The following is an 18582-nucleotide window of genomic DNA, read 5'->3' as shown; positions in this document are numbered from 1 at the left end:
GTTTAATTAATTAGCGAAATGTTTTTCTGAAATTCAACATAAAGCCTTTATCGCTGATGTTGTCCTCTTTCCACTGGTAAGCGTCCAGATTCAGGCTGGCGTCTTTGGCGCTGTATTTCACACCGACCGTCGCAAGGCCGTTGATGCCTCCGCCTTTTTGGTCGTCGTCTACGCTAAAGGACTGACCTGCGGCACCTTGCAGTGACGCAGTACGCTGGCTTTTGCTGTAGCTCAGGTTCGGACCGCCTTCCAGCGTGGCGCTGGCGCTCCAGCCATTTTCAGCGGTATAGTCGAACTTCATTCCGACAATGGAATCCACAGCGGTTTCGCTGCCAGCGTTCATCGACAGGTTGAAATCACCCGCACTACGCTCTTTATAGCTGCCTTCCAGCGTATGACGGAATTTCACCCCGGCGTACGGCGTGACTTTCAACGTATCGTTGAGCATGGTGAAGGTTTTCGCCCCTTCGCTGCGGAACTCAAGATACTGCTGACGTGCGTTGGAATCCGCCACCTTGTTGGTGTCGCCATAAGAGACAGAACGGCTGCTGTCGAGGTTGTGTACGTCATAACGCAGGCTGTTCTTCCACGCCAGACCTTCATTAAACGCCATGCTGTACTTCAGACCAAAGAACTGGCTGTAGCCGCCGGTCAGGCCGTTGTCGCCCGCGGTCTTCGAACCGTCACCGTCCAGGCGCGCGATACCGTACTCCAGCGTCAGATTCTGGCTGGCGGTGAGATCCAACGACTGACGTAATGCCAGCATGTCGTACTGGGTATCGTTGCCCAACTCAGCGCGTGGGTCGCCTTTCGCTACGACGTTGAACGCCAGGCCATCTTTAATTTGCGGCGCGGCATCGGTCAGCATGGTAAAGCGGTTGCTTAGCACGCGGGCTTCACGGAACGCGGTGATAGCCTGACTGCCGCTCACCTGCTTAAGCGCGTTGTTCAGTTCAGCGGTGGAGCCAACGTTGCCGCTGGCATCGGTGCTGCCCTGTGCATTCCACACCACGGAGGTGGACTGAATGGCACCTGCGTCGGACAGGTTGCTGCCCTCGACCACGTTGTCAAAGCTGACGGTGGTGTCGGCAGTACCTGCGGTAAAACCGGTGTTAATCTCCACGCCGTTCATGCTGGCATTGCTGACCATCAACTTACCGGCGCTGCCATCAGCGCTGGTGCCGACCACATAGCCCGACAGGTTGTTGGTGGCCGTTGAATCTGCACTGTCGCTGGTGGTAACGGTTGTCGTACCATCGGTAATGGTAGGTTCCGTGGGGGCCGTGAAGTCAACATAATGCACTTCCGTACCGTCGCCGTTTTCGCCGCTGCCTTCAATGGTTTTACCATCCTGCTTGATAAAGCCGGAGCCGGTCACGTTGTCATCAATGTAGACTGTGCCGTTATTGACGATATGGCCGTTACTGCCCAACTGGCTGAAGGCGTAGGAGTTGCTGGCGTAAATATTGATGGTGCCGTTATTCTCGATCACCGCATCGGATTTGGCATCTGATTCCAGCTGCATCCCGACCATACCGGTTTGTGTGGTACCTTCGGTTCCCACATTGATGGTGCCGTTATTGACCATCTTCGCACTGCCGTGCGCGGACATCGCCACATTGTTAGTTTTATCAATGTTGATGGTGCCGTCGTTAATGGCTTTACTGCCGCCATTATTTTTCGAGGTAGTGACCTGCCCGTTAATGACGCCAGTGCTGCCGTTGTACAGCGTGTGTCCGCTTCCGCCGGTGGCGATATCGGCATCGCTGTTCACTGTCCCCCAGTTATTGAAGGTGCCAGACCACAAGCTATTATCCGCCAGCGTCATCACGCCGCCTTCCAGGTTATTGAGCGTACCGTTTTTATCGACGGAGCCGTTTTTGACGGTGCCCGCGTTATTGACGGTTGACGCCGCGGTGAAGGTCAGTTTATCGACTTCGCCGCCAGCGTTGTTGTTCAGTACCGCACCACCCGATGCGCCGGTCCAGTCCGTCACGATGCCGGTATTGTTCATGGTGCTGGACCATTGCTCAACCGTGTTCATGGACCCGCTGTTGTTGATAATGGAACCTGCGACGGTGGTGCCGGTTTTCCCGGTCACTGTGCCTGTATTGTTGAAGACACCGCCGTCAACGGAGACTGCCGCTGTTGTACCTTCGTTGGTATAGGTGCCGCCTGTTGCAATACTGACGCTGCTGATGCTGCCGGTGTCGGCATTGGTTAAATCGCCGTAATTTTTAACGATGACCTTGCCGCCGCTGACGGTGCCAGCGTTGCTAATGTGTACGGTTTCCGTTGCGATCGGATTGGTAATGATGGTTTCGCCGGTAAGCGTTTCACCAGCGGCGGTAATGACATCGCCATCAGCAAAAGTAAGGGAAACGTTGCTGTCGGTTGGGTTGTAGTCGTCGCTGCCCTGGCAGTTGCTGTCATAACAGACCGTACCGTAGTTAACCACGGTACTTTTGCTATCAGTCAGGAAAGGCTTGCCGTAATCGGCATCAATATTGATGGTCCCTGTGGTGTCGTTAATCACGATGCCACCATTCAGCGCCGCCATGCCCACCAGTTGGTTATCATCGGTTTTGGTGACGCCTGCATCGGCGGTCAGGTTAATAGTGCCCTGGTTAATGGCTGTGCCGCCGTTAAGTGCCATCATACCGAAGCCCGCATTATTGACGGTAATGGTGCCTGTATTGGTGGCGGTTGCATCGCCATAACCACCGTCGGTGGTGCCTGCCACCATTGCCGAGCTGGTCAGATAGAGTTGTGATGGTGACCAGTAGCTTTTGCTGGCGACGGTATTATCGTCGTTCAGCGTCGGGACGAAGCCGTCCAGGTAAATATCTCCGGCATTGAGGGCCGTCCCTTTACTGGCGGATACGCCATAGACCCCCGCCCCCTGGAGATTTATTGTGGCGCCTGCCTCGTTGCTCACTTCGCCGTAGTTTTCCGCCAGCATGGCGTACAGCGTATTGCTGTACCAAATCAGCGGGAAGGTTCCTATTCCTCCATCGCTGCCTGGGGTTAGTGACGATACCAGCGTGATTGATCCTCCCGCTGCGTTGCTAACTATCGATCCTTGATCGGTAGCCGCAGTGATTGCATTACGGTTGTCATGACCGCTTGTGGCATAGGCGCTAATATCGCCACTGTTTTTTGCCTGTGCGCCGCTGCGGGCGAATAATAGGGCGACAGCGCCGTCATCAACGATGGCTCCCTGATTATCGATCGATGAACCCTGGCCTTTTGCGGTTAATATTGCGTTGTAGGTGTAATGCTCACTGGGCAAAACTGTTTCTGTGATTTTAATTACAGAGTTTTGGTCTAACGTTAAGCTGCCGCCGTTTTGTACATTGGCCAGTGTCACTGAGCCGCCGGGGAGGGTGGTGATATTCAATGTGGACTCACCGCTTAATGTGACACTGCTAGCTCCGTCTATATTTATGCCTGTAACAGACGATACTTCGCCATCGCCATTTTCGGCGTAGTTGATATCAATACCGCCCATCAGATTGACGGTATTGCCATTACCTTTGACCGTGAGGCCGTATGTATCCAGCCACTGTCCACTTACCGTGCTCACATCGCTAACATTGATGTTAAGTGAGCCGGTTAGATCCACCTGATTGTTCGTGCCGCTGACGGTGATTCCCTGGAGGGTATCGCTGTTGCTGGCCATCTGGCTATCTGCGTCATAGTCACCGCTGATTGTGACGTTGCCGGTAATATTCAGCGTATTGTTATCACCCGCCATATCGAGGCCCTGTGCACCACGGTATAGGCCGTTGCTGTCCTCGACAGCGGTCACATTGATATCACCATCCAGCGTCGCCTGTGACGAGTCGCCACTCATTTCTGCGCCAGTACCATTCAGGCTGACGTCGATATTTCCTTTATTATTAAAGACATTTCTTTCACCATCGATCACAAAACCCACGGAGTTTGCATCGCGCACGGTCGCGTTGCCGGTGTTTTTGATTTCGTTACCCGCCCCGTCAGTGACGATACCCGTCGCGCCGTTGGTGACCAGCATGTCACCTGCCTGAGTCAGGCTATTATCATTTCCATCAATGACTGCAGCGATAGAGCCCGCGCCATCCACGGTGATATCACCCGTATTCGCGATTCGGGAATTATCGCCCGCAATGACGGTACCCGTTGCGCCCTGCGCAATGGTTTGATCTCCTTCGCCAATAACCAGCGCCTTATTTCCCGCGATGTACAGCCCGGTTGACCCCGCGCCGGTGACCGTTGAGTCGCCGGTGTTATCAATCACCGCACCGTCACCTGTCATTTTGGCTCCGGTCGCGCCGTCGGTAACGTTTAGCTCACCATCGTTAGTAATGCGGGTTTTGTCGCCGGTGATGCTGATACCGATAGAGCCTGCGCCGCTGACATCGGTGGTGCCGATATTATCGAAGGTGGCGCTGTTGCCGTTAATCAGGATGCCCGTTGCGCCGTCGGAAATATCCTGCTTCCCTTCGCTGTTAATGGTTGCGTTGTCGCCGTCAATATATAGCCCGGTAGAACCTGCGCCGCTGGCGGTGGTATCGCCTTTGTTGTCGATGAGGACATCATCACCTGTAATCTTTGCCCCGGTAGCGCCGTCGGTCACATAGAGTTCGCCATCGTTGATAACGTGCGAGTTGTCGCCATTGACGATGGAGCCGGTTGAACCTTGACCGCTGATGTTAGAGGTGCCGGTATTCGCCACCGTGGTTTCGTTGCCATCGATCACCATGCCGGTGCCGCCACCTGTGACGTCAATGCCACCGGAAATGCGGGTGGTGGTGCCGTTACCTGAAATCAGCGCGCCGGTTGCGCCGTCGACGTTGCTTTGTCCTGAAATCGTATTGGTGGTGTTGTCACCGGTAATGACGATGCCGACCGCACCATCGCTGACGGAGGAATCACCGCTTAACGCGTTGTTTGTCCGATCGCCGGAGATGATGACGCCAGTTTTACCTTCACCACGGGTATCAACCCCGCGATCGGCAGTATTTGATGCGTCATCGCCAGTGACGACGGTTGTCTGGTCATCGGCAACGATCAGATATCCCTGGCTGTCATATTTCCAGTACAGGCCGCTTCCTTGTACCGTACCTTCAATGACGGCGGCATTATCGTCGGTCACTTTCCAGTCGGAAACCAGCAGCGTTTTACCGTCTTGTAACGCGATCTGCCACCGATCGTCCTGTTCGACGTAATTCCATACGGCGCCGCCGAGGTCCGTGCCGCTATCCAGCTTGATGCCGTCAAATGTCAGTGTGTTCAGGCCTTTATCGATGGTGACGCCGTTACTGAAGGTAATAACAGAGGTATCATCAGGTGGTGTAGGTGTTACATCGCCGCCATCGTCGTCGGGAGGCGTGGGCGTTACATCGCCGCCATCGTCGTCGGGAGGTGTGGGCGTTACATTGCCACTATCGTCGTCAGGAGGTGTGGGCGTTACATCGCCATTATCTGATGGGGTTGCCGGAGTATCATTATGGTGGGAATGGCCGCCGCCATTGTTATCGATACCTATCGCTACACCAGCTGTTAGCGCAGCGACACCACCTGCGATCCATCCCCAGTGATTGTCTTGTTCTGTATAATCTGCCAGGCAGCGTGCGGAGAGTTTGTTACGTTCGGCTTTTGATAATACGGATATATCAGTAGGGCAATCATTGTCATCGTCGCTACTATCTGCGGCTATCGCCGGGAGATAGTAAGTTTGCAACGCAAGAGCAATACCCACAGCAATGAGTTTTTTCCTTTGCATAATCGACATCCTTAAATAAATACGCACAAAATATGCCATTGAAGGCATAAATTTATTTCGAGGTAATTTATTATTTTGCCACTGAATGACCGTGCTTCGTCAAATTACTCAATGGTCATGTATTATTTAGGATGTGAATTAGATTTATGGGTTGTACGGATATAAATAGGGTATTTTACGTGTTTTTTATAAATTAGAGCGCAGATTCATTTTGTTGGTGAATGAGTTTAGTCTTTCTTAATTCAGGTTTGAGAATAAATCATGAATAATAAACGAGAAAATAAATGCCCTGAGAGTCAGGGCATTTATTTGCATTCAATTAATGGTTTGAGAACCAGTTCAGCTTATCGCGAAGGCCTACCACACGACCAACAATAATTAACGCTGGGCTTTCAACCTGTTGCGCCAACTCTCCTAGCTGAGTCAGCTCGCCATTGACGACACGCTGTTTCACGGAGGTACCGTTTTCTACCAGGGCGACGGGCATATCGGGCTGCATGCCAAATTCGATCAATTTTTCCTGAATCGTGGCCGCCTGGTTCAGCCCCATGTAGAACACCAGCGTTTGTTTCTCTGCTGCCAGGTTTTCCCAGTCCAGCTCTCCGCCGGTTTTCAGGTGTCCGGTAACCAGACGCACGCTCTGAGCGTAATCACGATGGGTCAGTGGAATGCCGGAATAGGCAGAACAACCGGAGGCTGCGGTAATACCCGGCACTACAGAGAATGGAATTCCGGCATGGCACAGCGTTTCCAGCTCTTCGCCACCGCGGCCAAAGATGAACGGGTCGCCACCTTTCAGTCGTACCACGCGCTTGCCCTGTTGTGCTTCACGCAGCAGGATCTGGTTAATCTCTTCCTGCGGTACGCAGTGATAGCCCGCACGTTTACCGACGAACACTCGGTCTGCATCGCGGCGTACAAGGTTCATGATGTCGTCGGAAACCAGACGGTCATAGACCACGACATCCGCTTGCTGGATCTGCTGTAGCCCTTTCAGCGTCAGCAGGCCGGCATCGCCAGGACCGGCGCCAACCAGCACCACTTCACCACGGTGATCCAGCGGTTCGCTGAGCATTTGCTCAGTGGTTTCCTCGACGGCTTTCAGGTCATTGTTCGCCAACGACTGCGCCAGGCGGTCATTCACGAACAATTTTTCCCAGAAGCGGCGACGTTCACCCATGCTGGCAAACTGTTGCTTCACTCGGGAGCGCAACTTGCCGGCATACTGCGCGACCTGGCCCAGATGCTGAGGCAGTACGGATTCAAGCCTTTCACGCAGCAGACGGGCCAGCACTGGCGATGTCCCGCCGGAGGAGACCGCCACCATCAGCGGTGAGCGGTCGATAATGGAGGGCATGATAAAACTGGCTGCTTTTGGCGCATCGACCACGTTGCAGAAGATACGGCGTGCTTCTGCGGCGGTGCTGACGCTTTGGTTGACGGTATCGTCATCGGTGGCGGCAATAGCCAACCAGCAGGTGTCGAGCAGGGACTCATCGAACGGCCCCTCAACCAGCGTCAGCATGTTTTCATCTGCCCATACTTTGAACTGCGGAATAAACGCCAGCGCATTAACCGTTAAACGAGCGCCCGCTTCCAGCAGTAACCGCGCTTTGCGTTCTGCGACATCACCACCGCCGACGATCAAGCAGTCGCGGTCACGTAGTTGACAAAATATAGGCAAATGATCCACGACATTACCCCTTAATTATTGGCAGCAGCCTCTGGCTGATTGATTTTTGCCGGAGCCGGACGCTCCGATTTTGGCGTAGCATACCAATAACCCAATCCCATGAATACGACACCGGACAAAGTATTACCGAGTGTCACCCACAACAGGTTATGACCAATTCCTGACAGGGTATAGGCTTCGCTATGGTGGCCGAACCAGGAGAGGGCAAACAGCGTCATGTTGGCAACGGAGTGCTCGTAGCCGGAAGCGATAAACGCCAGCAGACACCACCAGATAGCGAGGAATTTTGCCGCGCCTTCGGTACGGATTGCCATCCAGATTGCCAGACAAACCAACCAGTTACACAGTGCGCCTTTAAAGAACAAAACCATTGCAGGCGCGGTCGTTTTCGCCAGAGCAACCGAATGGACGATGCTGGTATCGACCGGCAGCAGGCTACCGCCACCCCAGCTGTAAAGCAGGGCGACAAACACGGAACCGACCAGGTTACCCAGCCAGGTTTTTGGCAGGATAGCCCACATCTGACCGTGGCTGATGGTGCCTGCTTTGACGCCGAGTGTCAGAAACATGGTGTGACCGGTAAACAGTTCCGAACCGGCAATAATGACCAGCGTTAAGGCGATACCAAAGGTTGCACCCATCACCAGAGGACGAACGGACGGGTCGAGCAGATTACCGAGGGTGAAAATAAGAATGATGCCGAGACCCACATAGGCTCCCGCCATTGCCGAACTGATCCAGAATCCAAGCGGGTTATTAGCCGACAGGCGTGCGATGCGCGCAGCGTTAGCCGCACACTTATTAATAGTGTCTGTGAACATGTGTTGATTATCCTTGAAGTACAAACAATAAAAAGAAATCGTAACCGTAGGCCGGACAAGGCATTTATGCCGCCATCCGGCAATGTGCCTGTGCAATTGCCTGATGGCGCTACGCTTATCAGGCCTACCAATAAAAGACCTACAAATACGTCAAAAAAGGGGAGGCGTTGCGCCTCCCAAAATTAATTAACCGCGCAGTTGCACCGTGCCGTCTTTCACTCGCGCTTCGTAATGTTTCACGGAGAACTGTTCGTCTTCCATGCACAGACCGTCGCTTAAGCGAAAACGCTGTTTTTTCAGCGGGCTGGCAACCCACAATTCGCCCTGATGTTCAGCAATCAGCCCACGAGAAAGCACGCTGGACTCAAAGAACGGGTCGATGTTGCTGATCGCAAACACCTGGTCGCTGTGATACGGGCGGAAAATCGCAACCTGCTCGTTACCTAACAGGGCGCAGACGCCTGTTGCAGGCAGAATGTCATCGATTTTGCAGATGTTTTTCCACTGGCTCATGCGTTTTCCTCCACCAGAGTCACCGGGATACGCTCATAAGGCGTGGCCGGACGATGTTGTTCACGTTCAGGCACAACCTGGACATTCGGATCGCGTTTTTCGCTGTTGATAAAGTGTTTGAAGCGAACCTGCGCGGATGGGGTGTTAACGGTTTCTGTCCACTCACACACCACAGCTTCACGCAGACGGGCCATCTCTTCTTCAAGATGTTGGTTCAGGCCCAACTTGTCGTCGATGATGACGGACTTCAGATACTCGATACCGCCTTCCAGATTGTCTAACCACGGTGCGGTACGGGTCAGTTTGTCGGCAGTACGGATGTAGAACATCATGAAACGGTCAAGGTACTTGAGCAGCGTTTCGCGATCGATATCCGCTGCCAGCAGGTCTGCATGACGAGGTTTCATCCCGCCGTTACCGCAAACGTACAGGTTCCAGCCTTTCTCAGTGGCGATGATACCCACGTCTTTACCCTGAGCTTCCGCACATTCACGGGTACAGCCGGAGACGCCGAATTTCATTTTGTGCGGGGTACGAATGCCTTTGTAGCGATTTTCCAGCTCCACGCCGAAGCCCACGCTATCGCCGACGCCGTAACGGCACCAGGTGCTGCCTACGCAGGTTTTTGCCATACGCAGCGCTTTGGCATACGCGTGACCGGTTTCAAAACCGGCTTCAATCAGCTGACGCCAGATTTCCGGCAGGTCATCTTTCTGCGCGCCGAACAGGCCGATACGCTGAGAACCGGTAATTTTGGTGTACAGGTTAAATTCACGCGCGATACGGCCCACAGCGACCAGGCCTTCAGGGGTAATTTCGCCACCCGCAGAGCGCGGGATCACGGAATAAGTACCGTCTTTCTGGATGTTCGCCAGGAAGTTGTCGTTGGTGTCCTGCAACGGCGTGTGCTGCGGTTTGAGGATGTACTCATTCCAGCAGGAAGCCAGCAGGGAACCTACGGTAGGTTTACACACTTCGCAGCCGTAACCTTTCCCGTGTTTTGCCAGCAGCTCTTCGAAGGTTTTGATGCCTTCTACGCGGATGAGATGGAACAATTCCTGACGTGAGTACGGGAAGTGTTCACACAGGTTGTTGTTAACTTCGATACCCTGTTTCGCCAGTTCGGCGTTCAGGACCTGCGTTACCAGCGGGATACACCCGCCGCAGCCGGTACCGGCTTTGGTTTCCGCTTTCAGCGCCGCAACGGTATGGCAGCCCTTGTTGATAGCGGCAACCAGCATGCCTTTGGTGACGTCAAAACAGGAGCAAATCTGCGCGCTGTCCGGCAGTTTATCGACACCGATAGACGGCTTACCGCTGCCTGCGTGTGCTGGCAGAATCAGTGAATCCGGGTTTTCCGGCAGTTCGATGGCGTTCAGCACCAGTTGCAGCAGATTGCCGTAATCGCTGGTGTCGCCCACCAGAACCGCGCCGAGCAGGGTTTTGTTATCTTCGCTAACGATCAGGCGTTTGTAGACTTCTTTGCTTTCGTCGAGATAGACGTAGCTACGGGCGCCCGGCGTGCGCGCATGCGCGTCGCCAATACCGCCGACGTCAACGCCGAGCAGCTTCAGCTTGGCGCTCAGGTCCGCGCCTTCAAAGGCGTTTTCAGTTTCGAGAATATGGTCAACGGCAACCTGCGCCATTTTATAGCCTGGAGCGACCAGACCATACACGCGGTTGTTCCAGCTGGCGCATTCGCCGATGGCATAGATGTCCGGGTCAGATGTCTGGCAAGTGTCGTTAATGACGATCCCGCCGCGTGGCGCGACGTCCAGACCGCACTGGGTGGCCAGTTTGTCGCGTGGACGAATACCGGTAGAGAAGACGATGAAATCGACTTCCAGTTCGCTACCGTCGGCAAAACGCATGGTTTTGCGCGCTTCGGTGCCTTCCTGAACGATCTCTTTGGTGTTTTTGCTGGTGTGCACACGCACGCCCATGCTTTCAATTTTGCGACGTAACTGCTCTCCACCCATATGATCCAGCTGTTCAGCCATCAGCATTGGGGCGAATTCAATCACGTGGGTTTCAACGCCGAGGCTTTTCAGCGCACCGGCGGCTTCCAGGCCCAGTAGACCACCGCCGACAACAGCACCGCGTTTGCTGCGGCGCGCGCAAGACTCAATCGCGTTGAGGTCTTCGATGGTGCGGTAAACGAAGCAGTCCTGGGTTTCCGAACCTTTAATCGGTGGGATCCACGGGTAAGAGCCCGTCGCCATGATCAGCTTATCGTAGTAAACCGTACGACCTGCGCTGGAGTGGATTACCTTCTCCTGGCGGTTAATGGTAATTGCGCGCTCACCCACTAACACCTTAACGCCGTGCTTCTCGTAGAATCCTTCACGCACCAGAGAAAGCTCTTCGGCGGTGTGGTGGGAGAAGTAGGAAGACAGGTGTACGCGGTCGTACGCTTTGCGGGGTTCTTCACAGAAGACGGTAATATCAAAATTGGCAGCGTCGGATTTATCAAGAAGATCCTCAATAAAGCGATGGCCGACCATACCATTACCGATAATAGCGAGTCTGACTTTGCTCATTTTTGCCTCGATTTCTTTTCTATTACTGCCTACCTTAACGATTCAGCAACCGCGCTTATTGATGCAAATCAAATTCGCCCTTATATACTCCTTAAGAGGTATATAACTGATTTGTCAGCATTTTTATAAGTGACGGAATTATTTGGGTTTTCGTGTTTGTATAAATAGCGTACAAATTAAGGGGTTTTTGTAAGAATTGGCCTACATGACCAGTGAAAGAAGAGGAGGGCGAGAATGTGCCGGATGATGTGGATACCATCCGGCAGTGAGATTAATGCGTTGCTGGGGCGTTATGCTGGCGATGGCGCGTGACAAACCCAAGAATAAAGCACATCACGAATACAACCGCATACAAGCCGTTAGCTGTTTGCAATGCCGCCTGCGGGCCGCTGTGTGCCACGATAGGGCCGGTGACGACGAAAGTGAGCATGGTGCCGATGGTACCGCAGGTCAGAACGAAGTTAACCAGTTTGGGTGAGGCGACCTTCGTCTGCTGGGAGCCAAGGGTAATGATGGTGGTATAAATCGCACTGGAAAAGAAGCCCAGCGTCATAATAAACCACGGCATATGCTCTGGCGTACCGGTGATAAACAGATACATCAGGACGGTAGCCAGACCCGCCAGTACGGTCAGGATACGCTGCAAATCGAAGAAACGCAGAATAAAGCTAAATGCCCACATGCCAACCATGTAAGACATCCAGAAGTCGCTGACCAGTTTACCCGCATCGTTCAGGCTCATGCCCAGACTTTTGGCGTACTCCGGGACCCAGGAGATAAAACCCAACTGACCGAGGATGTAGCACAGTGCAGCGATCGCCAGAAACAGCACGCCAATCCCCCATTTTTCTTTTACTACCGGCGCGTCTGACTGCTGAGCGTGTTTACCCAGTGCCGGGAATTCACAACCGAAGGTCAGCAGGAAAATGGCGACGTATACGAGGCCGATGCAGGCATAGACCCAATACCATTCGATGCTGCGCGCTAACAGGAACGCGGCAACCATCGGGAAAATCATGCCGGCCATGCTGAAGAAGGAGTCAGTAAACAGCAGGCGGGAACCGCGCTGGCGACCTTCGTACATTTGCGTTACCAGGAACGTACCAATCGACATGGTAATACCGCTCACCAGGCCCAAAACAAACATGGCGGCGGAGAATAAGGCCAGGCTATGGCTGAACATCAGTCCGGCAACGGCCAGTACCATCAGGATAAAGCCGAAGCGCAACTGGGTTTTCAGTGGCACGATTTCCATTAACCATGCATTCAGAAAGATAGAGATCAGAATGCCGGCATTCAGGAAGGTGAAGGTGTTACTCATGCTGGAAACGGGCAAATGGAAGTAATCTGCTATGTTTCCCATCACCATCCCGGTGACAATTACCAACGCACCTGTCAGGGCGTAGGAGAGAAAGCTAATCCATGTGAGCTTGATGCGATTGCTGTTAGTCATGACTGGCCTGTATAGAAGTGTAAGGCGCATTGACTGCGCCGTGAGCGGGCAGATTTTAGGCGCTTTAGTGACGCATTTAAATATTTATCGGTAATAACTTGGTGCGTTACATTTTTCTATGTGATCTTGATCACATTGATACTTGCAGCCATGAGGTTACATTTGTTTCAGGTACGTAAAATTAAGTAAAGGGATGGCCTTGTCCTTGAAGGCTCTTTAGAATCAATTCACTTGCTTCATTTCTGCTCTTGTTAAGGAATTCTCATGCTCAAATCGACTCTGGCGGCTGTTGCAGCTGTTCTCGCTCTTTCTGCTCTCTCCCCCGCAGCACTGGCAGCAAAAGGTGATCCACATGTTCTGCTGACAACCTCTGCTGGTAACATTGAGCTGGAGCTGAACAGTCAGAAAGCCCCGGTTTCAGTGCAAAACTTTGTCGATTATGTCAACAGTGGTTTCTATAACAACACCACGTTCCACCGTGTGATCCCAGGCTTTATGGTGCAGGGCGGCGGTTTTACCGAGCAGATGCAGCAGAAGAAACCTAACCCGCCAATCAAGAATGAAGCCGATAACGGACTGCGTAACACTCGCGGCACGATTGCTATGGCGCGTACAGCGGATAAAGACAGCGCGACCAGCCAGTTCTTTATCAACATTGCAGATAACGCTTTCCTCGATCACGGCCAGCGCGACTTTGGCTACGCTGTTTTTGGTAAAGTTGTGAAAGGTATGGATGTCGCGGATAAAATCTCTCAGGTACAGACCCATGATGTCGGTCCATACCAGAATGTCCCGTCAAAACCGATTGTTATCCTTTCTGCTAAAGTCCTGCCGTAATCGTATCTTGCGCGGGTAGTTCTTGCCCGCGTTCACCCCTCTCTCTGCGTAACCCGAAATTGCTGCTTATACTTGTGGCAAGTGTCGGCTCATTCAGGGAGGTCACGTGAAAAAACTCACCGATAAACAAAAGTCCAGGCTGTGGGAACAACGGCGAAACGCTAATTTCCAGGCCAGCCGACGGCTGGAAGGCGTAGATATTCCACGGGTTACTCTGAGTGCTGAAGACGCCCTGGCGCGTCTTGAAGAGCTGAGGAGGCACTATGAGCGATAAATTCGGTGATGGTCGCGACCCGTATTTATATCCGGGCCTGAATGTCATGCGTAACCGTCTGGGGATTCATCAGGCGCAGCGTTTAGCGCAGGCGGCTTATGAACTGACAGCGCTGCGTGCGGCGACTATCGAATTGGGGCCGCTTAAACGGGGCTTACCGCACCTGTGCGCCATTCATCGCCAGCTGTATCGGGATATTTTTGACTGGGCGGGACACCTGCGTGAAGTCGATATTTACCAGGGCGATACTCGCTTTTGCCACTTCGCCTATATCGAGAAAGAGGGCAATGCGCTGATGCAGGACCTGGAAGATGAGTCCTGGCTGGTGGGATTACCGGAAGACAAGTTTGTCGATCGTCTTGCGCACTATTATTGCGAAATCAATGTGCTGCATCCGTTTCGCATTGGCAGTGGCCTGGCGCAGCGTATTTTCTTCGAACAGTTAGCTATTCATGCCGGGTATATGCTGAGCTGGGATGGCATTCCGGTTGAGGAGTGGAATCAGGCTAATCAGAGCGGGGCGATGGGTGACCTGTCTGCACTGCGGGCGATATTTCGTAAAGTGGTAAGCGAAGCCCCGGAAACTGAGTAGAATAGCGCGGTTCTTATGTACCGGAGCCGCCATGATCCTGCTTATTGATAACTATGATTCTTTTACCTGGAACCTGTACCAATACTTCTGCGAACTGGGTGCTGATGTCCTTGTCCGGCGCAACGACGAGCTGACGCTGGCGCAAATCGACGCGCTGAACCCGCAAAAAATCGTGATTTCCCCTGGGCCATGCACGCCGGATGACGCCGGTATCTCACTGGAGGTTATTCGTCATTTCGCCGGTAAGCTCCCCTTGTTGGGTGTTTGTCTTGGCCACCAGGCGATGGCGCAGGCCTTTGGCGCGAGCGTAGTTCGGGCGGCTAAAGTGATGCACGGTAAAACCTCGCCGATTACCCATAACGGGCAGGGTGTTTTTCAGGGACTCGCTAACCCATTAACGGTGACGCGCTACCACTCTCTGGTGGTTGCCCCTGAGACGCTTCCCGAGTGCTTTGAGGTGACAGCCTGGAGTGAGACGCAGGAGATTATGGGCATTCGTCACCGCGAGTGGGATATGGAAGGGGTACAGTTTCACCCGGAGAGTATTCTCAGCGAACAGGGGCATCAGCTGCTGGCTAATTTTCTCAATCGCTGATTTGTAGTTGCTATTCAGTGATTTTTTATTCATATTTTGTGATTATAATTTCACTGGCGTTTCTGCTTAACAGGGTGGTAATGACATGGCAACTGAACAAACTGCAATTACGCGCGCGACATTCGATGAAGTGATTCTGCCGATTTATGCACCGGCTGAGTTTATCCCGGTAAAAGGAAAAGGGAGTCGAGTGTGGGATCAACAGGGCAAAGAGTATGTTGATTTCGCGGGCGGCATTGCAGTGACCGCGTTAGGGCATTGCCATCCGGCATTGGTTGAGGCGTTAAAAACCCAGGGTGAAACCCTGTGGCATACCAGCAACGTATTTACCAACGAACCGGCGTTGCGCTTAGGCCGTAAAATCATTGATGCGACCTTTGCCGAGCGCGTGCTGTTCATGAACTCCGGTACTGAAGCCAACGAAACCGCCTTTAAGCTGGCGCGCCACTATGCCTGCGTGCGTCATAGCCCGTTCAAAACCAAAATCATTGCCTTCCATAATGCGTTTCACGGCCGTTCGCTGTTTACCGTATCCGTTGGTGGGCAGCCGAAATACTCCGACGGCTTTGGGCCAAAACCGGCGGATATCATCCATGTTCCGTTTAACGATCTGCATGCGGTCAAAGCGGTGATGGACGATCACACCTGCGCGGTGGTGGTTGAGCCTATTCAGGGAGAGGGCGGCGTCACTGCGGCAACGCCGGAATTCCTGCAAGGTTTGCGTGAACTTTGTGACCAGCACCAGGCGCTGTTGGTATTTGATGAAGTGCAGAGTGGGATGGGGCGTACCGGCGATTTGTTTGCCTATATGCACTACGGCGTGACGCCGGATATCCTCACCAGCGCGAAGGCGCTCGGTGGCGGCTTCCCGGTAAGCGCGGTGTTGACCACTCAGGAGATTGCCTCCGCGTTCCACGTGGGTTCGCACGGCTCCACCTACGGCGGTAACCCGCTGGCCTGCGCGGTAGCGGGGGCAGCGTTTGATATCATCAACACGCCGGACGTGCTGGGAGGCATTCAGGCCCGGCGTCAGGCGTTTGTCCAGCATTTGCACAAGATTGATCAACAGTTCGATATTTTCAGCGATATTCGCGGGATGGGGCTGCTGATTGGCGCTGAGCTGAAGCCGCAGTTTAAAGGCCGGGCACGCGATTTCCTTTATGCCGCCGCGCACGAAGGGGTGATGGTGCTGAACGCCGGGCCGGACGTAATGCGTTTCGCGCCGTCGCTGGTAGTAGAGCAGGCGGATATCGATGAAGGGATGCAGCGCTTCGCGCAGGCGGTAGCGAAGGTGGTGGGCTGATTGCCGGACAGCGGCGCGAGCGCCTTATCCGGCTTACAGGGTAAGGTGTGATTCGTTGGCCGGATAAGCGTAGCGCATCCGGCAAATCTCTTAACCTTTCATGTCCCGTAGTCGGCGGCTCAGCCAGATCCCGTGGTGCGGTCGCTGACGCCATGCTACCGACGAAATGGTATGCATGGTGTTCAGATGCCCAAGAACCCGCTGCAGATGCTGCTCAAGGGTGCTTAACGGACCATGGGACAGCATCTCTGGCGCTTCGAGTATATTCACATCTCCCGAGCTTCCCGGCCCATCATATTCCAGCCGCTGTTGACAGCGCTGGAGTGCAATTTCACAGGACTCCAGATACCGCTGTGCCAAATCCGGCGTCAGCATCGTATGTTCCCTTGCCAGCGTCGTCATCGCGTTGATGTGTTCAACGATGAACTGGCTGTGCGTAACCCACAGTTTCATGTCTGCAAGGTAGTGCGAGTTAAATCCCGGCTCCTGCATTGCCTGGTTCAGCGAGTTGAACAGCGTGTTTTGCGTCTGGTTGACGCGCATGCGTTGATACGCCAGCGGCGTGGCCTGTGGATCGTTGCTGAGGATCAGACGAATGGCCTCCTGGTCGGCTTCTAACGCATCGTGGGCGTTTTTACGCAGCAGACCGCTCTGCCACTGTGGCCACAGCCAGAGCGTGCCGCCAAAGGCGATTAAGCAGCCAATGACCGTATCGACAAACCGCGGCACGATAAACTCTTCCCCGTTTAGCGTCAGCAGTTGCAGGGTGTATACCGCCGTTACCGTAAAACCGACGGTAGCCCAGCCGTAGTTTTTACGGATGATCAGATAGCTCACCAGGGTGATCAGCAGCATGGCCGCCAGCGTGAAACCTTCGGGAATATGAAAGTGCAACGTGACGCCGGCAATAACCAGTCCAACGAGCGTACCTACGGAACGGTGTAAGATGCGCACCCGGGTCGCCCCGTAGCCATTTTGCGTAACAAACAGGACTGTCATCAAAATCCAGTAAGGCTTTGGCAGGTGTAAGGCGCTGCCCATCAGGCTGGCGATACTCAACATAACGCTAATGCGTCCGGCATTGCGCAGCGCTGGGGATTTCAACGACAGGTAGTTTTTCAGGGCAGGGATCAGCGGCAATCGACGCTGCTTGTCAGCCATTAAGTCACGGGCATACAGCGGACGCTGGGTCCGTAGCACGCGGGCAATACGGCTGAAGTGCCAGTAGCAAAATTGCCCCACCGGATTGTCCGGATGCTGCCTGGCGATTTTCTCCAGCGTGCCAATCTGCTTTTCCATCGAGAAACGGGTCGGCAAGCGGTGATACAAAATATCATCGGCCAGTACCCGAAGGCGTTCGGCGACGGTTCGCGCGTTCCAGCGAATTACCTGCTCCGCGTGGCTACGCTCAACCAGTTTTTGCACTTCTTCTGGCTGGTGGAGGCTAACGGAAATATGCTCCTGTAAATCCAGCGCCTCCTGAAAGGCACGCAGCAGGCGTTTGTATTCGTTGTTGTGGTGTGCCGACAGCATATGCATTTGCTGATAGCACTGGGTAATCAGATCCACCGCCTTTTGTTGGCGAACCAGCAGGGGAGGCAGCGCTTTTTCTGGGTCGGCATGCTGGGTCAGCATGCTGTACTTGGCTTCACAGTAATCGGCTAATTCACGGTACAGCAAGCTGAGCGATTCGCGGAGCGGTTGCTCGCGCCACATCCAGAACCAGAACCAGTTGAACAGGCCGTACCATAACGTGCCCAGCGCGTAGATCAGCAGCGGCTCCCAGACGGGCATATTCCCGGCCAGGCTGAGCGTGAAAATCGCCGCGATAAGCGAGGCTGGCAGTAATCGCGCATGCAAGGGGCTTAGCTCGGCGGTTACGCCAAGAATGAGCGTCAGGCCGGTGAGGATCAATGGTAGCGGTATAGTTTGCGCAAGCAGTAGCTGCATGATCAAGCTGCACCCGGCAAACAGCGATGCACCAATGACTAAGCGTTTGAAAAAGCGCTTGTGCGGGGTATCAAGACCGGCAATGTTGCAGCAGGCAGGGACGAGGGAAAAGAGAAGCCCCAAATGAAGCTGACCGATGATCAGACCAACAGCCACAGGTAAACATAGCACCAGCGTTTGTCGTAGTGCGTAGTTGATCTCTGGGTGGTATATCAGTCTTCGCCACATCGGAGTAAACAAAAGT

General features: G+C 53.7%; 12 protein-coding genes. 5 read left to right on the top strand and 7 right to left on the bottom strand.

Going from position 1 to position 18582, the window contains the following annotated elements; genetic code table 11:
- Positions 1-10 precede the first annotated feature (10 nt).
- From OGY67_RS21840 to tsgA, 6 genes are all read right to left on the bottom strand, one after another.
- Positions 11-5767: a pectate lyase-fold domain-containing protein gene (locus tag OGY67_RS21840; RefSeq protein ID WP_286574490.1), complete on the bottom strand. Its 5757-nt coding sequence runs from the start codon at positions 5765-5767 to the stop codon at positions 11-13.
- 319 nt (positions 5768-6086) lie between these two features.
- Positions 6087-7460 carry a siroheme synthase CysG gene (gene cysG / locus OGY67_RS21835; protein WP_286574489.1) on the bottom strand — a complete coding sequence of 458 codons (1374 nt, stop codon included), beginning with the start codon at positions 7458-7460 and terminating at the stop codon, positions 6087-6089.
- An 11-nt stretch (positions 7461-7471) separates the two neighbouring features.
- Positions 7472-8281, bottom strand: coding sequence for a nitrite transporter NirC (gene nirC / locus OGY67_RS21830; protein ID WP_008786308.1), 810 nt, complete (start codon positions 8279-8281; stop codon positions 7472-7474).
- A gap of 186 nt (positions 8282-8467) precedes the next feature.
- Positions 8468-8794, bottom strand: coding sequence for a nitrite reductase small subunit NirD (gene nirD, locus OGY67_RS21825; RefSeq protein WP_003023590.1), 327 nt, complete (start codon positions 8792-8794; stop codon positions 8468-8470).
- Positions 8791-11334 carry an NADPH-nitrite reductase large subunit gene (nirB, locus tag OGY67_RS21820; RefSeq protein WP_008786307.1) on the bottom strand — a complete coding sequence of 848 codons (2544 nt, stop codon included), beginning with the start codon at positions 11332-11334 and terminating at the stop codon, positions 8791-8793. Before nirB ends, nirD begins: the two co-directional genes overlap by 4 nt.
- 271 nt (positions 11335-11605) lie before the next feature.
- On the bottom strand, positions 11606-12787 hold the full coding sequence (gene tsgA / locus OGY67_RS21815; RefSeq protein WP_032945197.1) for an MFS transporter TsgA: 1182 nt from the start codon (positions 12785-12787) through the stop codon (positions 11606-11608).
- Positions 12788-13051: 264 nt separating this feature from the next.
- Here tsgA and ppiA point away from each other — a divergent pair, with 264 nt between their 5' ends.
- The 5 genes from ppiA (at position 13052) to argD (ending at position 16388) form a co-directional block, all read left to right on the top strand.
- A complete protein-coding gene (gene ppiA / locus OGY67_RS21810) occupies positions 13052-13624 on the top strand; it encodes a peptidylprolyl isomerase A (RefSeq protein WP_003023595.1) in 573 nt (190 codons plus the stop codon).
- Between the two features lie 106 nt (positions 13625-13730).
- Positions 13731-13898 (top strand): FicA/YhfG family antitoxin, encoded by a 168-nt coding sequence (ficA, locus tag OGY67_RS21805; protein ID WP_003827708.1) that lies wholly within the window; start codon positions 13731-13733, stop codon positions 13896-13898.
- A complete protein-coding gene (locus tag OGY67_RS21800) occupies positions 13888-14490 on the top strand; it encodes a putative adenosine monophosphate-protein transferase Fic (RefSeq protein WP_005121664.1) in 603 nt (200 codons plus the stop codon). The genes ficA and OGY67_RS21800 overlap by 11 nt, the downstream gene beginning before the upstream one ends.
- A gap of 31 nt (positions 14491-14521) precedes the next feature.
- On the top strand, positions 14522-15085 hold the full coding sequence (pabA, locus tag OGY67_RS21795) for an aminodeoxychorismate synthase component 2 (RefSeq protein WP_136391418.1): 564 nt from the start codon (positions 14522-14524) through the stop codon (positions 15083-15085).
- Positions 15086-15170: 85 nt separating this feature from the next.
- Positions 15171-16388, top strand: coding sequence for a bifunctional acetylornithine/succinyldiaminopimelate transaminase (gene argD, locus OGY67_RS21790; RefSeq protein ID WP_008786303.1), 1218 nt, complete (start codon positions 15171-15173; stop codon positions 16386-16388).
- 90 nt (positions 16389-16478) lie between these two features.
- On the opposite strand, the gene OGY67_RS21785 is transcribed toward argD, so the two are convergent.
- The gene (locus tag OGY67_RS21785) at positions 16479-18566 is read right to left on the bottom strand and encodes a YccS/YhfK family putative transporter (RefSeq protein WP_008786302.1); all 2088 of its coding nucleotides are present in this window, start codon (positions 18564-18566) and stop codon (positions 16479-16481) included.
- Positions 18567-18582 lie beyond the last annotated feature (16 nt).

The organism is Citrobacter sp. Cpo015, assembly GCF_030333035.1.
Taxonomy (GTDB): domain Bacteria; phylum Pseudomonadota; class Gammaproteobacteria; order Enterobacterales; family Enterobacteriaceae; genus Citrobacter; species Citrobacter portucalensis.
The sequence above is the reverse complement of the archived record's forward strand: the minus strand, read 5'-3'. Positions and strand labels throughout refer to the sequence as shown.

What these genes read in the sequence shown, in the direction of transcription:
- tsgA (WP_032945197.1), bottom strand. Translation starts at nt 12,787, where the DNA reads ATGACTAACAGCAATCGCATCAAGCTCACATGGATTAGCTTTCTCTCC.
- pabA (WP_136391418.1), top strand. Translation starts at nt 14,522, where the DNA reads ATGATCCTGCTTATTGATAACTATGATTCTTTTACCTGGAACCTGTAC.
- nirC (WP_008786308.1), bottom strand. Translation starts at nt 8,281, where the DNA reads ATGTTCACAGACACTATTAATAAGTGTGCGGCTAACGCTGCGCGCATC.
- OGY67_RS21840 (WP_286574490.1), bottom strand. Translation starts at nt 5,767, where the DNA reads ATGCAAAGGAAAAAACTCATTGCTGTGGGTATTGCTCTTGCGTTGCAA.
- nirB (WP_008786307.1), bottom strand. Translation starts at nt 11,334, where the DNA reads ATGAGCAAAGTCAGACTCGCTATTATCGGTAATGGTATGGTCGGCCAT.
- ppiA (WP_003023595.1), top strand. Translation starts at nt 13,052, where the DNA reads ATGCTCAAATCGACTCTGGCGGCTGTTGCAGCTGTTCTCGCTCTTTCT.
- OGY67_RS21800 (WP_005121664.1), top strand. Translation starts at nt 13,888, where the DNA reads ATGAGCGATAAATTCGGTGATGGTCGCGACCCGTATTTATATCCGGGC.
- argD (WP_008786303.1), top strand. Translation starts at nt 15,171, where the DNA reads ATGGCAACTGAACAAACTGCAATTACGCGCGCGACATTCGATGAAGTG.
- OGY67_RS21785 (WP_008786302.1), bottom strand. Translation starts at nt 18,566, where the DNA reads ATGTGGCGAAGACTGATATACCACCCAGAGATCAACTACGCACTACGA.
- nirD (WP_003023590.1), bottom strand. Translation starts at nt 8,794, where the DNA reads ATGAGCCAGTGGAAAAACATCTGCAAAATCGATGACATTCTGCCTGCA.